Genomic DNA, 17,579 nt, shown 5'->3' on the forward strand with positions numbered 1-17,579 from the left:
TTCGCATGGGCCAGGGACTCTTTCGTCAGGTCGATACCGCCCAGCATCCTTGCGACTTCTTCTATACGTTCATTCTTGCTCAGTTTTGATACAGCGGTGCGCGTGGCCTCGCTGTCGCGGACTTTGTGGACGAACAGATGCTGATGCCCTTGTGCTGCGACTTGCGGCAAGTGCGTCACGGTCATGACCTGCCCGCGGTCACCCAGACGACGCAGTAGCTGGCCGACGATTTCGGCCGTGGGGCCGCCGATCCCGACATCCACTTCGTCGAATACCAGCGTCGGTACTCTGGATGTCTGCGCGGTGATCACCTGAATGGCCAGACTGATCCGGGATAGCTCACCGCCCGAAGCCACTTTTGCCAGTGCTTTGAGCGGCTGGCCCGGGTTGGCGCTGACCAGCAGCTCTACCTGTTCAAGCCCGTTGGGCAGCAATTCTTTCTCGGGGTTGGCCTTCAGCTCGATGCTGAACCGCCCACCCGGCATCCCGAGGCGCTGGATTTCATGTTCCACGGCAGCTGCCAGTTCCGGCGCTGCGCGATGGCGCAAGTCGCTCAGTTCCCGTGCCTTCTCTTTATAGTGGCGTGCGAACGACGACAATTCATTTTCCAGTCGCTCAATCGCTTCGTCGTTGGCATTCAGTGTTTCGATTTCGTCCAGCAGCTTCTGTTGAAGCGTCGCGACTTCAGTCGGCTGGATACGATGCTTGCGCGCCAGGGTATAGATCGCGTCGAGACGCTCTTCGAGTTGCTGCAGACGGGCAGGGTCGGCGTCGAAATGATCGAGGAAGCGATTGAGCTCACCCACGGCTTCTTCCACCTGAATCTGAGCACTGGACAGCAGATTGGTGGCTTCGCTGAGGGCGGTCGGTGAGTCGTTGACGCTGCCCAGGCGATGCAGGCTGGCAGTTAGCGCATTCAGTACGTTGCCGGAATCGTTTTCGCTGCACTGCTCTACAACCTGACGGCAAATGCTCAGCAGGCTTTCGGCATTGGTCAGGGTTTTCTGTTCTTGCTCAAGTTGCTCCAGCTCGTTTTCGCCCAGGCTGAGGCTTTCCAGTTCTTCGAGCTGATAGCTCAGCAACTGATGGCGGGCGCGTTGCTCGTCGCCGGAGTTGGAGAGCCTGTCCAGTTCCTGACGGGTCTGGCGCCAGCGCTGGGCGGCGAGTTGTACCTGACGGGCCAGATCAGTCGCGCCCGCGTATTCGTCCAGCAGGCGGCGATGGGTGTCAGTCTTTAGCAGCGACTGATGCTCGTGCTGGCTATGAATGTCGATCAGCAGTTCGCCCAGTGCCTTCAAGTCCCCTTGGGGGCAGGGCGTACCATTGATATAGGAGCGAGAGCGACCTTCTGCCGTAATAACCCGGCGCAGGATGCACGGACCGTCATTGTCCAGGTCGCGCTCCTTGAGCCAGGTCTGCGCTTCAGGAATGTCGACCAGATCGAATGTCGCGAGGATGTCTGCCTTATCGGCGCCGGGACGAACCACGCCGCTGTCGGCTCTGTCGCCCAGGGTCAGGCCAAGGGCATCGAGCATGATCGATTTGCCTGCCCCGGTCTCACCGGTGATTACGCTCATGCCACGGTCCAGCTCGAGATCGAGATGTTCAACGATGGCGTAGTTATGTACGGAAAGGTGCACCAGCATGGAGTGGCTCCCAGGCGATAAGTCTGGTTATTTATACAGTGTTTTATTTGTCGATGACAATGCCCGGATTTAGCTCGATTCGTTCGGCTACAAGCTTTTTTTAGTCCATTTGGCGATTTGTTCAAGCGCGATAAGGACTTGGCTTTGGCCGGAAGGTTTGTGAGGACTTTTGTCGATTCGCTGAAATCTGCTCTTGAAGCTGAAAATTCCGCTCCCATATAGGTGGGCAGAAGCGCGATTTGAGCTCGCGGACGTACTTGAAAGGAGAAATCTATGGCTGACGAACAGAATCTGGATGCGCAGACCCAGGACCAGGCTGCCGAAGCAGTCTCCGGTGAAGAATTGGTAACCCGCGTGCAAGTGCTCGAAGAGCAACTGGCCGCGGCACAGGACCAGTCCCTGCGTGTGGCTGCGGATTTGCAGAACGTCCGCCGCCGTGCAGAACAGGATGTAGAAAAGGCTCACAAGTTTGCGCTTGAGAAGTTTGCGAGTGACTTGTTGCCGATCGTGGACAGCCTTGAGCGTGGTCTGGACTTGTCCAATCCGGACGATGAAAGCATTCGTCCAATGCGCGAAGGTATCGAGCTGACGCTGAAAATGTTCAGCGACACGCTCAAGCGTTACCACCTCGAAGCGATTGATCCGCATGGCCAGCCATTCAATGCCGAGCATCATCAGGCAATGGCCATGCAGGAAAGCGCCGATGTTGAACCAAACAGTGTTTTGAAAGTGTTCCAGAAGGGCTACCAGCTCAATGGTCGTCTGCTGCGCCCGGCTATGGTCGTGGTCAGCAAGGCACCATCGCCTGTTCAGCCATCAATTGATGAGCAGGCTTGAAATCAGCTGTCTGGCCCCCATTTATAGGCCAAGCGTTTAAGAGCTACCGCAATTTGTAAACGCAGTTGCGGCAACCAAATTCAAAATTTCGGGAGATTCACAGATGGGCAGAATTATCGGTATTGACCTGGGGACCACCAACTCTTGCGTCTCCATTCTGGAAAACGGCAGCGTCAAGGTTCTGGAGAACGCCGAAGGCGCTCGTACCACACCTTCGATCATTGCTTATGCCAACGACGGCGAAATCCTCGTCGGTCAGTCGGCCAAGCGTCAGGCAGTGACCAATCCGCACAATACGCTGTACGCGGTAAAGCGTCTGATCGGTCGTAAGTTCGAAGAAGAAGTCGTACAGAAAGACATTCAGATGGTCCCTTACAAAATCGCCAAAGCTGACAATGGCGATGCGTGGGTTGAAGTCAACGGCAAGAAAATGTCGCCTCCTCAGATTTCTGCTGAAATCCTGAAGAAGATGAAGAAAACCGCTGAAGACTATCTGGGCGAAGCAGTGACCGAGGCGGTGATCACCGTTCCGGCTTACTTCAACGACAGTCAGCGTCAGGCAACCAAAGACGCCGGTCGTATTGCTGGTCTGGACGTAAAACGTATCATCAACGAACCGACCGCAGCCGCTCTGGCTTACGGTATGGACAAAGCGAAGGGCGACCACACTGTCATCGTTTATGACTTGGGTGGCGGTACTTTCGACGTTTCGGTCATCGAAATTGCTGAAGTTGATGGCGAGCACCAGTTTGAAGTTCTGGCAACCAACGGTGACACGTTCCTGGGTGGTGAAGACTTCGACATTCGTCTGATCGACTACCTCGTTGACGAATTCAAGAAAGAAAGCGGCATGAACCTCAAAGGTGACCCGCTGGCCATGCAGCGTCTGAAAGAAGCCGCTGAGAAAGCCAAAATCGAGCTGTCTTCGAGCAATTCGACCGACGTTAACCTGCCGTACATCACTGCAGACGCGACCGGTCCAAAGCACTTGAACGTGAAAATCTCGCGCGCCAAGCTGGAATCGCTGGTTGAAGACCTGGTTCAGCGCACCATCGAACCTTGCCGTATCGCGTTGAAAGATTCCGGTATCGATATCAGCGCAATCAACGACGTGATTCTGGTCGGTGGTCAGACTCGTATGCCGTTGGTACAGCAGAAAGTTACCGAGTTCTTCGGCAAAGAAGCGCGTAAAGACGTTAACCCGGACGAAGCAGTTGCCATGGGTGCCGCTATCCAGGGCGCAGTATTGGCCGGTGATGTCAAAGACGTTTTGCTGCTGGACGTTAGCCCGCTGACCCTGGGTATCGAAACTATGGGCGGCGTAATGACCGCGCTGATCGACAAGAACACCACGATTCCTACCAAGAAATCGCAAGTGTTCTCGACTGCCGACGACAACCAGAACGCCGTGACCATTCACGTGCTGCAAGGTGAGCGTAAGCAGGCTGGTCAGAACAAGTCTCTGGGCAAGTTCGACCTGGCTGAGATTCCACCAGCACCACGTGGCGTTCCACAGATCGAAGTGACCTTCGACATCGACGCCAACGGCATCCTGCACGTAGGCGCCAAAGACAAGGCGACCGGCAAGCAGCAGTCGATCGTGATCAAGGCTAACTCCGGTCTGTCGGACGAAGAAATTCAGCAAATGATCCGTGACGCTGAAGCCAACACCGAAGAAGACCGCAAGTTCGAAGAGCTGGCGACCGCGCGTAACCAGGGCGACGCACTGGTGCACTCGACTCGCAAAATGATCTCCGATGCTGGCGACAAAGTGACCGCTGAAGAGAAGACGGCGATCGAAGCTGCGCTGGTTGCTCTGGAAACCGCTATCAAAGGCGATGACAAAGCTGCCATCGACGCCAAAGTCGAAGAGCTGTCCAAGGTTTCTGCGCCAGTGGCTCAGAAAATGTACGCCGAGCAGGCAGAGCAACCGGAAGCCGGTGCTCAGGCTGCGAAGGAAGAAGCCAAGCCTGCTGACGACGTTGTCGATGCAGAGTTTGAAGAAGTTAAAGAAAACAAGTAAGCGCAGGCTCACTTGCAAGCCAGTTGACCGTTTTCGGGCGGTCGCTGGTAGGATGTCGCCGCGCGGGAGCTTGCTCCCGCGTTGGCGTGTCTGGAACAGACGAATTTTTTTGGCCTGCGGTATTTACCGCAGGCCGCTGTGGCAAGGTCGTCATGCTCCTGCATGCGGCTTGTTCTGCCGCTTTCCCGGTCAGCCTGACCGGTGAAATGAAGACCAGGATCGTTGAATTGACGTGAGTTGGGTCCGGGCCTGTATGGGGCTCAACGAGTTTGGCGAAGCTCAGGAGGGTTTTGCCGGACGTCCTCAAGAGTGCGGAAGAATTTATGGCTAAGCGTGACTATTACGAAGTATTGGGGGTGGAGCGAGGCTCCAGCGAGGCTGATCTGAAGAAAGCTTATCGCCGTCTGGCGATGAAGCATCACCCTGATCGCAATCCTGACGATAAAGCGTCGGAAGAACTCTTCAAAGAGGCCAACGAGGCCTACGAAGTTCTGTCTGATGCCAGCAAGCGCGCGGCTTACGACCAATATGGTCATGCTGGCGTCGACCCAAGCATGGGTGGCGGCGGTTTCGGCGGTGGCGGGGCTGGCGGTGCGAACTTCTCCGACATTTTCGGCGATGTATTCAGCGACTTCTTTGGTGGCGGCCGCGGTGGCGGCGGTGGTCGTGGCGGCGCTCAGCGTGGCAGCGATCTGCGTTACACCCTTGAGCTGAACCTTGAAGAGGCTGTACGCGGCACCTCGGTCAATATCCGGGTTCCGACGCTGGTCAACTGCAAGCCGTGTGACGGTTCGGGTGCCAAGAAAGGCTCCTCACCGGTTACGTGCCCAACCTGTGGCGGTATTGGCCAGGTTCGCATGCAGCAAGGGTTCTTCTCGGTGCAGCAAACCTGCCCGCGTTGCCATGGCAACGGCAAGATCATTTCCGATCCGTGCGATTCCTGCCATGGCGAAGGCCGTGTCGAAGAGTACAAAACCCTCGCTGTGAAAGTGCCGCCTGGGGTTGATACCGGTGATCGCATCCGTCTTTCCGGCGAAGGCGAAGCGGGCACTCAGGGTGGGCCAACAGGCGACCTGTACGTGGTGATCAATGTGCGCGAGCACGCGATCTTCCAGCGTGACGGCAAGCATCTGTTCTGCGAAGTCCCGATCAGCTTCACTGACGCCGCACTGGGCGGTGAGCTGGAAGTGCCAACGCTGGATGGTCGCGTCAAGCTGAAGATTCCTGAGGGTACCCAGACCGGCAAGCAGTTCCGCTTGCGTGGTAAAGGTGTGGCTCCGGTACGTGGCGGCGGTGCGGGTGACTTGATGTGCCGTGTAGCTGTCGAGACTCCGGTCAATCTGGGCCGTCGTCAGCGTGAACTGCTCGAAGAGTTCCGCTCAACGCTTGAAGGCGATAGCTCTCACTCCCCGAAAGCCACTGGCTGGTTTGACGGCGTGAAGCGTTTCTTCGGCGATTTGTAACGGGAGCAGGACATGCGACGTATTGCTGTGATGGGCGCCGCCGGGCGCATGGGTAAAATTCTGATCGAAGCTGTTCAGCAAGCGCCGGGCGCTGGTCTGACGGCGGCGATCGATCGTCCCGACAGCACGCTGGTGGGTGCTGATGCTGGCGAACTGGCTGCATTGGGTCGTATCGGCGTTCCGTTGTCAGGTGATCTGGCCAAGGTGGCTGATGAGTTCGACGTGCTGATCGACTTCACGCACCCTTCAGTGACGCTGAAAAATCTGGCGTTCTGCCGCAAGGCAGGCAAGGCCATGATCATTGGCACCACAGGTTTCACCGCTGAAGAAAAGCAGCGTATCGCCGAGGCGGGCAGAGAGATTCCGATCGTCTTCGCCGCCAACTTCAGCGTCGGTCTGAATCTTTGTCTGAAGCTGCTCGACACCGCTGCTCGCGTATTGGGTGATGATGTCGATATCGAAATCATCGAAGCGCACCACCGTCACAAGGTCGACGCGCCGTCCGGTACTGCGCTGCGCCTGGGTGAGGTGGTTGCCAATGCGCTGGGTCGTGATCTGGAAAAGGTGGCGGTCTACGGTCGTGAAGGTCAGACCGGTGCCCGTGATCGCCAGACCATTGGTTTTGCGACGATTCGTGCGGGTGACGTGGTAGGTGATCACACCGTCTTGTTTGCTTCTGAAGGCGAGCGCGTCGAGATCACGCACAAGGCTTCAAGCCGTATGACGTTCGCCAAGGGTGCCGTCAGGGCTGCAATGTGGCTTGAGGGTCGTGAAGCGGGTCTCTATGACATGCAGGACGTTCTCGATCTGCATTGATTGACCGCTACAAGAGAGGCGCGGCCCGTGATATTCAGGGTTTGCGCCTCTGTTTTATCCTTTCTCGGGAACTTCTGTCGCATTCCCCCGTCATTTCGCCTCATTGGCGGTAGACCAAAAAAGCCTTTTTCTGTAAGCTACAGCTTTAGTGTGTCCACTAAAAGCGCGCAGATGATTCTATAAGAAAGCGGGGTGACGTAACTACGTCATTCCGCTTTTTTGCAACCTGCGAATGCCCTTTCAGGCTTTACTTACGGGAGGTCTTCTTGACTAAGCCAGCCATACTCGCCCTTGCTGATGGCAGCATTTTTCGCGGCGAAGCCATTGGAGCCGACGGTCAAACCGTTGGCGAGGTAGTGTTTAACACTGCCATGACAGGCTATCAGGAAATCCTTACCGATCCTTCCTATGCCCAGCAAATCGTTACTCTGACTTACCCGCATATCGGTAACACCGGCACCACCCCTGAAGACGCCGAGTCGGATCGCGTCTGGTCTGCTGGTCTGGTCATTCGTGATCTGCCGCTGGTTGCCAGCAACTGGCGCAACAAGATGTCACTGGATGATTACCTGAAAGCCAACAACGTTGTGGCAATCGCAGGGATCGACACCCGTCGCCTGACCCGCATTCTGCGTGAGAAAGGTGCACAGAACGGCTGCATCATGGCCGGTGACAACATTTCCGAAGAAGCAGCCATTGCTGCAGCGCGCGGCTTCCCGGGCCTGAAAGGCATGGACCTGGCGAAAGTCGTCAGCGTCAAGGAATCCTACGAGTGGCGCTCCAGCGTCTGGTCGTTGAAGACCGACACTTGCCCTGAAATCGCCGCATCTGAATTGCCATACCACGTCGTGGCGTATGACTACGGCGTCAAGGTCAACATCCTGCGTATGCTGGTGGAGCGCGGCTGCCGCGTGACTGTAGTTCCGGCTCAGACGCCAGCCAGTGAAGTGCTCGCCTACAAGCCTGACGGCGTATTCCTGTCCAACGGTCCTGGCGACCCGGAGCCGTGCGACTACGCCATCAAGGCGATCAAGGAAGTGCTGGAAACCGACATTCCGGTATTCGGTATCTGCCTGGGTCACCAACTGCTGGCGCTGGCATCCGGTGCCAAGACGGTCAAGATGGGCCATGGCCACCACGGTGCCAACCACCCGGTCCAGGATCTGGACACCGGCGTTGTGATGATCACCAGCCAGAACCACGGTTTTGCGGTGGATGAAGCAACACTGCCAGCCAACGTTCGTGCGATCCACAAGTCGCTGTTCGACGGCAGCCTGCAAGGTATTGAGCGTACCGATAAGGACGCGTTCAGCTTCCAGGGTCACCCTGAAGCAAGCCCGGGCCCGGCGGACGTGGCTCCGCTGTTTGATCGCTTCATCGAAACCATGGCCAAGCGACGCTAAACGGTTGCCTTGAGAATGTGACGCGCAGCGCCGGGCTGGACCTGGATGAAACGTCCGGCGAAGACCGCCCGGTGGCTGCAAAGAAGTTCAAGACGGCTTGCCGACTGACCTACGGATTTGAGTGACAAACCCATGCCAAAACGTACAGACATTAAAAGCATCCTGATTCTCGGCGCCGGTCCTATCGTGATCGGTCAGGCCTGTGAATTCGACTACTCCGGCGCGCAGGCCTGTAAAGCCCTGCGCGAAGAGGGTTACCGCGTCATCCTGGTGAACTCCAACCCAGCGACCATCATGACCGACCCGGCAATGGCCGACGCGACCTACATCGAACCGATCAAATGGCAGACCGTTGCCAAGATCATCGAGAAAGAGCGTCCAGACGCCGTGCTGCCAACCATGGGTGGTCAGACTGCTCTGAACTGCGCGCTGGACCTGGAGCGCGAAGGCGTTCTGGCGAAGTTCGGCGTCGAGATGATCGGTGCCAATGCCGACACCATCGACAAGGCAGAAGACCGCTCGCGTTTCGACAAAGCCATGAAATCCATTGGTCTGGACTGCCCGCGTTCGGGTATCGCCCACTCCATGGAAGAAGCCAATGCCGTGCTCGAGAAGCTGGGCTTCCCGTGCATCATCCGTCCGTCGTTCACCATGGGTGGCACGGGTGGCGGTATTGCGTACAACCGTGAAGAGTTCGAAGAAATCTGCACCCGTGGTCTGGACCTGTCGCCAACCAAGGAACTGCTGATCGACGAATCCCTGATCGGCTGGAAAGAATACGAGATGGAAGTTGTCCGCGACAAAAAGGACAACTGCATCATCGTCTGCTCCATCGAAAACTTTGACCCGATGGGCGTTCACACCGGCGACTCGATCACTGTTGCGCCAGCGCAGACGCTGACCGACAAGGAATACCAGATCATGCGTAACGCCTCGTTGGCGGTACTGCGTGAAATCGGTGTTGAAACCGGCGGCTCCAACGTTCAGTTCGGCATCTGCCCGGACACCGGCCGTATGGTTGTGATCGAGATGAACCCGCGTGTGTCGCGTTCCTCGGCACTGGCTTCGAAAGCGACCGGTTTCCCGATTGCCCGCGTTGCCGCCAAACTGGCTATCGGTTACACCCTCGACGAACTGCAAAACGAAATCACCGGCGGCAAGACTCCGGCGTCTTTCGAGCCTTCGATCGACTACGTCGTCACCAAGCTGCCACGTTTTGCTTTTGAGAAGTTCTCCAAGGCTGACGCTCGCCTGACCACGCAAATGAAGTCGGTCGGTGAAGTCATGGCTATCGGCCGGACCTTCCAGGAATCCCTGCAGAAAGCCTTGCGCGGTCTGGAAGTGGGTGTGTGCGGTCTTGATCCAAAGCTGGACCTGAGCAACCCGGAAAGCATGAGCACCCTCAAGCGTGAGCTGACCGTGCCAGGCGCCGAGCGTATCTGGTACGTGGCTGATGCATTCCGCGCGGGCATGACGGTCGAAGAAATCTTCGCCATGAACATGATCGATCCGTGGTTCCTGGTGCAGATCGAAGATCTGATCAAGGAAGAAGAGAAGGTCAAGACCCTGGGGCTGTCGGCTATCGACCGCAACCTGATGTTCCGCCTCAAGCGCAAGGGTTTCTCTGACGCACGTCTGGCCAAGCTGCTGGGTGTGACCGAGAAAAACCTGCGCACGCATCGTCAGAAACTGGAAGTGTTCCCTGTCTACAAGCGTGTGGACACCTGCGCTGCCGAGTTTGCCACTGATACTGCTTACCTGTACTCGACGTATGAAGAAGAGTGCGAAGCCAACCCGACCAATCGTGACAAGATCATGATCCTGGGTGGCGGCCCTAACCGTATCGGCCAGGGCATCGAGTTCGATTATTGCTGTGTGCATGCGGCCCTCGCACTGCGCGAAGACGGGTACGAGACCATCATGGTCAACTGCAACCCGGAAACCGTGTCCACCGACTACGACACCTCTGATCGCCTGTACTTCGAGCCAGTAACCCTGGAAGACGTGCTGGAAATCGTCCGTGTCGAGAAGCCTAAAGGCGTTATCGTTCAGTACGGCGGCCAAACCCCTCTGAAACTGGCTCGCGCCCTTGAAGCGGCTGGCGTGCCAATCATCGGCACCAGCCCTGACGCTATCGACCGTGCGGAAGACCGTGAGCGCTTCCAGCAAATGGTTGAGCGTTTGAACCTGCGTCAGCCGCCTAACGCCACCGTGCGTAGCGAAGACGAAGCGATTCGCGCTGCTGCCAAGATCGGTTATCCGCTGGTTGTTCGCCCGTCCTACGTGTTGGGCGGCCGCGCGATGGAAATCGTTTATCAGGAAGACGAACTCAAGCGCTACCTGCGTGAAGCGGTTCAAGTGTCCAACGACAGCCCGGTGCTGCTGGATCACTTCCTGAATTGCGCCATTGAAATGGACGTCGATGCAGTATGCGACGGTACCGACGTGGTGATCGGCGCGATCATGCAGCACATTGAACAGGCGGGTGTTCACTCCGGTGACTCGGCTTGCTCGCTGCCTCCGTACTCGCTCCCGGCGCATATCCAGGACGAAATGCGCGAGCAGGTCAAGAAGATGGCGCTGGAGTTGGGCGTAGTCGGCCTGATGAACGTGCAGTTGGCATTGCAGGGCGAAGACATCTACGTGATCGAAGTGAACCCGCGTGCCTCTCGTACCGTGCCGTTCGTTTCCAAGTGCATCGGTGTTTCCCTGGCAATGATCGCGGCTCGCGTCATGGCTGGCAAAACCCTGAAAGAGCTGAACTTCACCAAAGAAATCATCCCGAACTTCTACAGCGTGAAAGAGGCGGTGTTCCCATTCGCCAAATTCCCTGGCGTTGACCCGATCCTCGGCCCAGAGATGAAGTCGACCGGTGAAGTGATGGGCGTAGGTGATACATTCGGTGAAGCATTCGCCAAAGCCCAGATGGGTGCCAGCGAAGTACTGCCGACTGGCGGCACTGCGTTCATCAGCGTGCGTGACGACGATAAGCCTTTGGTGGCTGGCGTTGCACGTGATCTGATCAGCCTCGGTTTCGAAATCGTCGCCACTGCCGGTACTGCCAAGCTCATTGAAACGGCGGGCCTGAAGGTTCGTCGCGTCAACAAAGTGACCGAAGGCCGTCCGCACGTTGTCGACATGATCAAGAATGATGAAGTGACGCTGATCATCAACACGACTGAAGGTCGTCAGTCGATCGCTGATTCCTACTCCATTCGTCGCAATGCCCTGCAGCACAAGATCTACTGCACCACTACGATTGCTGCGGGCGAAGCCATCTGCGAAGCGCTGAAATTCGGTCCGGAAAAGACCGTGCGTCGCTTGCAGGATCTACATGCAGGATTGAAGGCATGATCAAATACCCAATGACTGTCCAGGGCGCGAAAGCCCTGGAAGAAGAACACGCTCACCTGACCAAGGTGGTTCGCCCGAAGCTCAGCCAGGACATTGGTACTGCGCGTGAGCTGGGTGACTTGAAGGAAAACGCTGAGTACCACGCTGCTCGTGAGCAGCAGGGTATGGTCGAAGCGCGGATTCGCGACATTGAAGGCCGGATTCAGAATCAGGTCATTATTGATGTCACAACCATCCCGCACACCGGCAAAGTGATTTTCGGCACCACCGTGGAAATCGCCAACGTCGAGACCGATGAGCGCGTTACTTACCACATCGTGGGTGAGGATGAGGCTGACTTCAAACTCGGCAAGATTTCGGTAGGTTCACCATTGGCCCGCGCCTTGATTGCCAAGGAAGAGGGTGACGTGGTGGCCGTGAAAACACCGGGTGGCATTATCGAGTACGAGATTGTTGAAGTCCGCCACATTTGAGGTAAGTCGCCCGTTTTCAGCGGGCGCATTGACCTGGCAGTTGATGAGTTATCTGGCGTTGGGGGTGTCCGGTTTGCTGCTGGTTTTGCAACCGGCGCCGGGAAGCCGCACCAGGGCGCGCTGAAGCGGCCCTGGTGGTTTGCATCAAACTGCGCGGTGGACGTTTGAGAGCTGCTTGTTTACCTTTGGGTTCTTGCGGTAGATCAGCGCCATCTTGCCGATGACCTGTACAAGATCCGCAGATCCGGCCTTGCACAGTTCGGCAATGGCTTGAAGGCGGCTTTCGCGGTCCAGGATGTTGAGTTTGATCTTGATCAGCTCGTGATCGCTCAGTGCGCGCTCCAGTTCGGCGAGCACACCTTCGGTCAAACCATTGTCAGCCACGATCAATACCGGTTTCAGGTGGTGGCCAATGGATTTGTACTGTTTCTTCTGCTCTTGAGTGAGCGGCATAATCTGACCTCTGCGTCTGATCTTGTAAAAAGCGGCGGCCAGTTTACCCGAGCGAGTCCGGGACCGCCCACTTAATCACGACTCGATTATTTTTGAGGTGCCCCGTGGCCCGTTCCAAGACAAGCCATAACTGGCTCAAAGAACACTTCGACGACAAATACGTCAAAATGGCGCAAAAGGACGGCTATCGTTCACGCGCCAGCTACAAGCTGCTCGAGATTCAGGAAAAGGACAAAATCATCCGTCCTGGCATGACCGTAATTGACCTGGGCGCAGCGCCAGGAGGCTGGTCGCAGGTGACCAGTCGTCTGATTGGTGGTCAAGGTCGGCTGATTGCGTCGGATATTCTGGAGATGGACAGCATCCCTGATGTCACCTTTATTCAAGGGGATTTCACTGAAGACGCAGTGCTGGCGCAAATTCTGGAAGCTGTCGGTAATACACAGGTAGACCTTGTGATTTCCGATATGGCCCCCAATATGAGTGGATTGAGCGCTGTCGATATGCCTCGCGCAATGTTTCTTTGCGAGCTGGCACTCGATCTTGCCGGGCGGGTTTTGCGGCCGGGTGGCGATTTCCTGATCAAGGTTTTCCAAGGGGAAGGCTTTGATATGTACCACAAGGACATCCGCAAGCTGTTCGACAAGGTTCAGATGCGTAAGCCTTCTTCGTCACGTGATCGTTCCCGCGAGCAGTATCTGCTGGGGCGTGGTTTCCGCGGAATTGAAGGTTCGGCGAGCGTTGAGCGCCTTTGAGGTGCAGCGATAGATTTTTTTAAATGGCCTTGTCGATGCAGCATCACCGAGCATCGTGTAGTCAAAGTTTCACAAAGGGTTACAGACGGTGCCTGCCACATCTGCGGGTTCTGTAGTAAGTTAGGCCGGTGAATATCATGCGAGGCACGCTCTGCGTGGAGCTTGCTTCAGAGGGTAGCTAATTGAACGATATGGCAAAGAATTTGATCCTGTGGTTGATCATCGCGGCTGTCCTTGTGACGGTGATGAACAACTTCTCCAGCCCTAACGAGCCGCAGACCCTCAACTATTCCGAGTTCATCCAGCAGGTCAAGGATGGCAAAGTCGAGAAAGTTGCAGTGGATGGCTACGTCATTACGGGCAAACGCACCGATGGCGACTCCTTCAAGACCATTCGTCCGGCTATTCAGGACAACGGCCTGATCGGCGACCTGGTCAACAATAACGTGGTTGTCGAAGGCAAGCAGCCTGAGCAGCAGAGCATCTGGACCCAGTTGCTGGTAGCCAGCTTCCCGATTCTCGTCATCATTGCTGTCTTCATGTTCTTCATGCGCCAGATGCAAGGTGGTGCGGGAGGTAAGGGCGGCCCGATGAGCTTCGGCAAGAGCAAGGCACGCCTGCTCTCGGAAGATCAGGTCAAGACAACACTGGCTGATGTCGCAGGTTGCGATGAAGCCAAAGAAGAAGTGGGCGAGCTGGTCGAGTTCCTCCGCGATCCGGGCAAGTTCCAGCGTCTGGGTGGCCGCATTCCTCGCGGCGTGCTGATGGTGGGTCCACCGGGTACCGGTAAAACCCTGTTGGCTAAAGCCATTGCGGGCGAAGCGAAAGTACCGTTCTTCACTATTTCCGGTTCCGACTTCGTTGAAATGTTCGTGGGTGTTGGTGCAAGCCGCGTTCGCGACATGTTTGAACAAGCCAAGAAACACGCGCCTTGCATCATCTTCATCGACGAGATCGACGCTGTAGGTCGCCATCGTGGTGCTGGCATGGGCGGTGGTCACGATGAGCGTGAGCAGACCCTAAACCAGTTGCTGGTAGAGATGGATGGTTTCGAGATGAATGACGGCATCATCGTCATCGCCGCGACCAACCGTCCTGACGTACTGGACCCGGCGTTGCTGCGTCCAGGTCGTTTCGACCGCCAGGTTGTTGTTGGTTTGCCTGACATCCGTGGCCGTGAGCAGATTCTTAAGGTTCACATGCGCAAAGTGCCAATGGGCGACGACGTTAACGCAGGTGTTATCGCACGTGGTACCCCAGGCTTCTCCGGTGCTGACCTTGCCAACCTCGTTAACGAAGCATCGCTGTTCGCTGCCCGTACCGGTAAGCGCATCGTTGAGATGAAAGAGTTTGAGCTTGCCAAGGACAAGATCATGATGGGCGCTGAGCGCAAATCCATGGTTATGTCCGAGAAAGAAAAGCGCAACACTGCTTATCACGAAGCAGGTCACGCAATTGTGGGCCGTGTGGTGCCAGAGCATGATCCGGTTTACAAAGTGTCGATCATCCCTCGTGGCCGTGCGCTGGGTGTCACCATGTTCCTCCCTGAGGAAGATCGTTACAGCCTGTCCAAGCGCGCACTCATCAGTCAGATCTGCTCGCTGTACGGTGGCCGGATTGCTGAAGAAATGACCCTTGGTTTTGATGGTGTTACCACCGGTGCTTCCAACGACATCATGCGGGCCAGTCAGATTGCCCGGAACATGGTGACCAAGTGGGGTCTGTCCGAGAAACTCGGTCCTCTGCTGTACGGTGAAGATGAAGATCAGGGTTACCTGGGTCGTGGCGGCGGTGGCTCCAGCAGTGGTTTGTCGGCTGATACCTCACGCTTGATCGACTCCGAAGTGCGCAGCATCATCGATCAGTGCTACGGCACCGCCAAACAGATCCTCACCGACAATCGTGAGAAGCTCGACGCGATGGCAGATGCGTTGATGAAGTACGAAACGATTGATGCTGAGCAGATCGACGATATTATGGCTGGCCGTACTCCGCGCGAACCGCGCGATTGGGAAGGTGGCTCGGGTACCCCAGGTACTCCGGTGACACCTCCGGATGTTCGTCCGGAAGCCCCGATCGGTGGTCCTGCCGCTGAACACTAAGGCCTGACATGAATTCTGTGCTGTACCCGACCCGGTTGCCTTGCGGCAACCGGGTTCTTGATTTGTCCCGTACGCATGTTATGGGCATCCTCAACGCAACGCCTGATTCCTTCTCCGATGGTGGTCGCTACACCCATCTCGACGCTGCGATACGGCACGCCGAAGCGATGGTTGCTGCGGGGGCTACGTTGATTGATGTGGGGGGCGAGTCAACTCGTCCGGGGGCGCGTGCAGTCTCGCCTACTGAAGAGCTTGAGCGCGTGGCCCCTGTCGTCGAGGCGCTTGGTCGCGAGCTGGACGTCATCATCTCGGTGGATACCTCCACGCCTGCCGTCATTCGTGAAACCGCTCGACTGGGGGCGGGTTTGATCAATGATGTCAGGGCATTGCGCCGTGACGGTGCGCTGGATGCGGCGGCTGCGACCGGGCTCCCGGTGTGCTTGATGCACATGCGTGGCGAGCCGGGTGATATGCAGGATGATCCTCGATATGACGATCTGGTCGCCGAAGTGGGTGCGTTTCTACGCGAGCGGATGGATCAGTGCGTTGCTGCGGGCATTCTTGAAGAGCGCATCATTCTTGATCCGGGTTTTGGTTTTGCCAAAAGCCTCGATCACAATCTGAGCTTGTTCAAGCATATGCATGAATTGCATCTGCTGGGCCGCCCGCTATTGGTGGGTGTCTCGCGCAAGAGCATGATTGGCGGTGCGTTGGGGCGTCCGGTGGGCGAGCGTCTGTTTGGTGGTCTTGCTCTCGCCGCATTGGCGATGACCAAGGGCGCAAGAATTCTACGTGTGCATGATGTGGCCGAAACGGTCGACGTCGTGCGGATGATTGCCGCGGTTGAAGCGGCGCAATAAGAATACGGAGCATCCATGATTACCAAGAAATATTTCGGAACCGACGGCATTCGTGGTCGAGTGGGGCAATTCCCTATCACTCCCGAATTCATGCTGAAACTCGGTTGGGCTGCGGGCATGGCGTTTCGACGTCTTGGCGCCTGCCGCATTCTGGTAGGCAAGGACACGCGTATCTCCGGTTATATGTTCGAATCAGCGCTTGAGGCAGGTCTGTCTGCCGCTGGCGCTGATGTGATGCTGTTGGGGCCAATGCCTACGCCTGCGATCGCGTACCTGACCCGCACTTTTCATGCGGAAGCCGGGATCGTGATAAGCGCTTCGCATAACCCGCACTACGATAACGGCATCAAATTCTTCTCTGGTCAGGGCACCAAGCTGCCCGACGAGATCGAGTTGATGATCGAGGAGTTGCTCGATGCGCCGATGACGGTCGTTGAGTCGGAAAAGCTGGGCAAGGTTTCGCGTATCAACGACGCTGCGGGCCGCTATATCGAATTCTGTAAAAGCAGCGTGCCGACCAGCACCGACTTTGCCGGTCTCAAACTGGTAGTCGATTGCGCTCATGGCGCGACGTACAAAGTGGCGCCAAACGTCTTCCGTGAGCTTGGGGCTCAAGTCACCGTTTTGTCTGCTCAGCCCAATGGTCTGAACATCAACGAAAACTGTGGCTCCACCCACATGGGGGCGTTGCAGGCAGCTGTCCTCGCCGAGCATGCAGACCTCGGCATCGGTTTTGATGGTGATGGCGACCGCGTGTTGATGGTGGATCACACTGGCGCTGTTGTTGATGGTGATGAGTTGTTGTTCATCATCGCCCGTGATCTCCATGCTCGTGGCCGTCTGCAAGGCGGCGTAGTCGGAACGTTGATGAGTAATCTGGGGTTGGAGCTGGCCCTGGCTGACCTGGATATTCCGTTTGTTCGCGCCAACGTGGGCGACCGTTATGTGATTGCGGAGCTTCTGGAACGCAATTGGCAGATCGGTGGCGAGAACTCCGGCCACGTGGTCTGCTTCCAGCACACCACGACCGGGGACGCGATCATCGCTGCGCTGCAAGTGCTCCTTGCGCTGCGTCGCAATGGGGAGAGTCTTGCGCAGTCGCGTCAGGCCCTTCGCAAATGTCCGCAAGTCCTGGTAAACGTCCGGTTCTCGGGCGGTGTTGATCCGGTCACACACCCGGCTGTCAAAGAGGCTTGCGACCGTGTAACGGCAGCCATGGAGGGTCGCGGCCGTGTGTTGCTGCGCAAGTCCGGGACCGAGCCACTGGTCCGTGTGATGGTTGAAGGTGAGGACGAAGTACAGGTTCGCGGTTACGCCGATGAGCTCGCGAAACTGGTTGCTGAAGTTTGCGCCTGATTTCGGCTTGCCAGTGTTGAAAGTGTTGGGTAACATCT

14 protein-coding genes are annotated in these 17,579 nt (G+C 56.8%); 11 read left to right on the top strand and 3 right to left on the bottom strand.

All coding sequences use genetic code 11. The features are described from left to right. Positions 1-1,646, bottom strand: a 1,646-nt coding sequence (gene recN, locus H8S59_RS10975; protein ID WP_187521424.1) for a DNA repair protein RecN, incomplete at its 3' end; no start/stop codon positions are given. 273 nt (positions 1,647-1,919) lie between these two features. Between recN and grpE the strand changes: the two genes are divergently transcribed. From grpE to carA, 5 genes are all read left to right on the top strand, one after another. After that, on the top strand, positions 1,920-2,483 hold the full coding sequence (gene grpE, locus H8S59_RS10980; RefSeq protein ID WP_027900309.1) for a nucleotide exchange factor GrpE: 564 nt from the start codon (positions 1,920-1,922) through the stop codon (positions 2,481-2,483). A 103-nt stretch (positions 2,484-2,586) separates the two neighbouring features. After that, the gene (dnaK, locus tag H8S59_RS10985) at positions 2,587-4,506 is read left to right on the top strand and encodes a molecular chaperone DnaK (RefSeq protein ID WP_095098324.1); all 1,920 of its coding nucleotides are present in this window, start codon (positions 2,587-2,589) and stop codon (positions 4,504-4,506) included. 323 nt (positions 4,507-4,829) lie between these two features. Next, entirely contained in the window at positions 4,830-5,969 is a 1,140-nt protein-coding gene (dnaJ, locus tag H8S59_RS10990) for a molecular chaperone DnaJ (protein WP_027900311.1), read from the top strand. A gap of 12 nt (positions 5,970-5,981) precedes the next feature. Continuing rightward, positions 5,982-6,785, top strand: a complete 804-nt coding sequence (gene dapB, locus H8S59_RS10995) for a 4-hydroxy-tetrahydrodipicolinate reductase (protein ID WP_187521425.1) — start codon at positions 5,982-5,984, stop codon at positions 6,783-6,785. Positions 6,786-7,051: 266 nt separating this feature from the next. Next, entirely contained in the window at positions 7,052-8,188 is a 1,137-nt protein-coding gene (gene carA, locus H8S59_RS11000) for a glutamine-hydrolyzing carbamoyl-phosphate synthase small subunit (protein ID WP_095098321.1), read from the top strand. On the opposite strand, the gene H8S59_RS11005 is transcribed toward carA, so the two are convergent. Beyond that, positions 8,185-8,340, bottom strand: coding sequence for a hypothetical protein (locus H8S59_RS11005; protein WP_176469917.1), 156 nt, complete (start codon positions 8,338-8,340; stop codon positions 8,185-8,187). The two genes, carA and H8S59_RS11005, sit on opposite strands and share 4 nt — an antisense overlap. Here H8S59_RS11005 and carB point away from each other — a divergent pair. Together carB and greA are read left to right on the top strand one after the other, a co-directional pair. Beyond that, positions 8,321-11,542 carry a carbamoyl-phosphate synthase large subunit gene (carB, locus tag H8S59_RS11010; RefSeq protein WP_187521426.1) on the top strand — a complete coding sequence of 1,074 codons (3,222 nt, stop codon included), beginning with the start codon at positions 8,321-8,323 and terminating at the stop codon, positions 11,540-11,542. The genes H8S59_RS11005 and carB overlap by 20 nt on opposite strands. Further along, entirely contained in the window at positions 11,539-12,015 is a 477-nt protein-coding gene (greA, locus tag H8S59_RS11015; RefSeq protein ID WP_027900315.1) for a transcription elongation factor GreA, read from the top strand. Before carB ends, greA begins: the two co-directional genes overlap by 4 nt. A 144-nt stretch (positions 12,016-12,159) precedes the next feature. Here greA and H8S59_RS11020 read toward each other — a convergent pair whose 3' ends face one another. After that, a complete protein-coding gene (locus tag H8S59_RS11020; protein ID WP_027900317.1) occupies positions 12,160-12,468 on the bottom strand; it encodes a YhbY family RNA-binding protein in 309 nt (102 codons plus the stop codon). Between the two features lie 104 nt (positions 12,469-12,572). Here H8S59_RS11020 and rlmE point away from each other — a divergent pair, with 104 nt between their 5' ends. From rlmE to glmM, 4 genes are all read left to right on the top strand, one after another. Continuing rightward, positions 12,573-13,223, top strand: a complete 651-nt coding sequence (rlmE, locus tag H8S59_RS11025) for a 23S rRNA (uridine(2552)-2'-O)-methyltransferase RlmE (RefSeq protein ID WP_027900318.1) — start codon at positions 12,573-12,575, stop codon at positions 13,221-13,223. A gap of 191 nt (positions 13,224-13,414) precedes the next feature. Next, the gene (gene ftsH / locus H8S59_RS11030; protein ID WP_027900319.1) at positions 13,415-15,325 is read left to right on the top strand and encodes an ATP-dependent zinc metalloprotease FtsH; all 1,911 of its coding nucleotides are present in this window, start codon (positions 13,415-13,417) and stop codon (positions 15,323-15,325) included. Between the two features lie 8 nt (positions 15,326-15,333). Further along, positions 15,334-16,185: a dihydropteroate synthase gene (folP, locus tag H8S59_RS11035; protein WP_187521427.1), complete on the top strand. Its 852-nt coding sequence runs from the start codon at positions 15,334-15,336 to the stop codon at positions 16,183-16,185. Between the two features lie 18 nt (positions 16,186-16,203). Next, positions 16,204-17,541 (top strand): phosphoglucosamine mutase, encoded by a 1,338-nt coding sequence (gene glmM, locus H8S59_RS11040; RefSeq protein WP_176469921.1) that lies wholly within the window; start codon positions 16,204-16,206, stop codon positions 17,539-17,541. Positions 17,542-17,579 lie beyond the last annotated feature (38 nt).

It is taken from the genome of Pseudomonas folii, from assembly GCF_014357575.1.
GTDB lineage: Bacteria > Pseudomonadota > Gammaproteobacteria > Pseudomonadales > Pseudomonadaceae > Aquipseudomonas > Aquipseudomonas folii.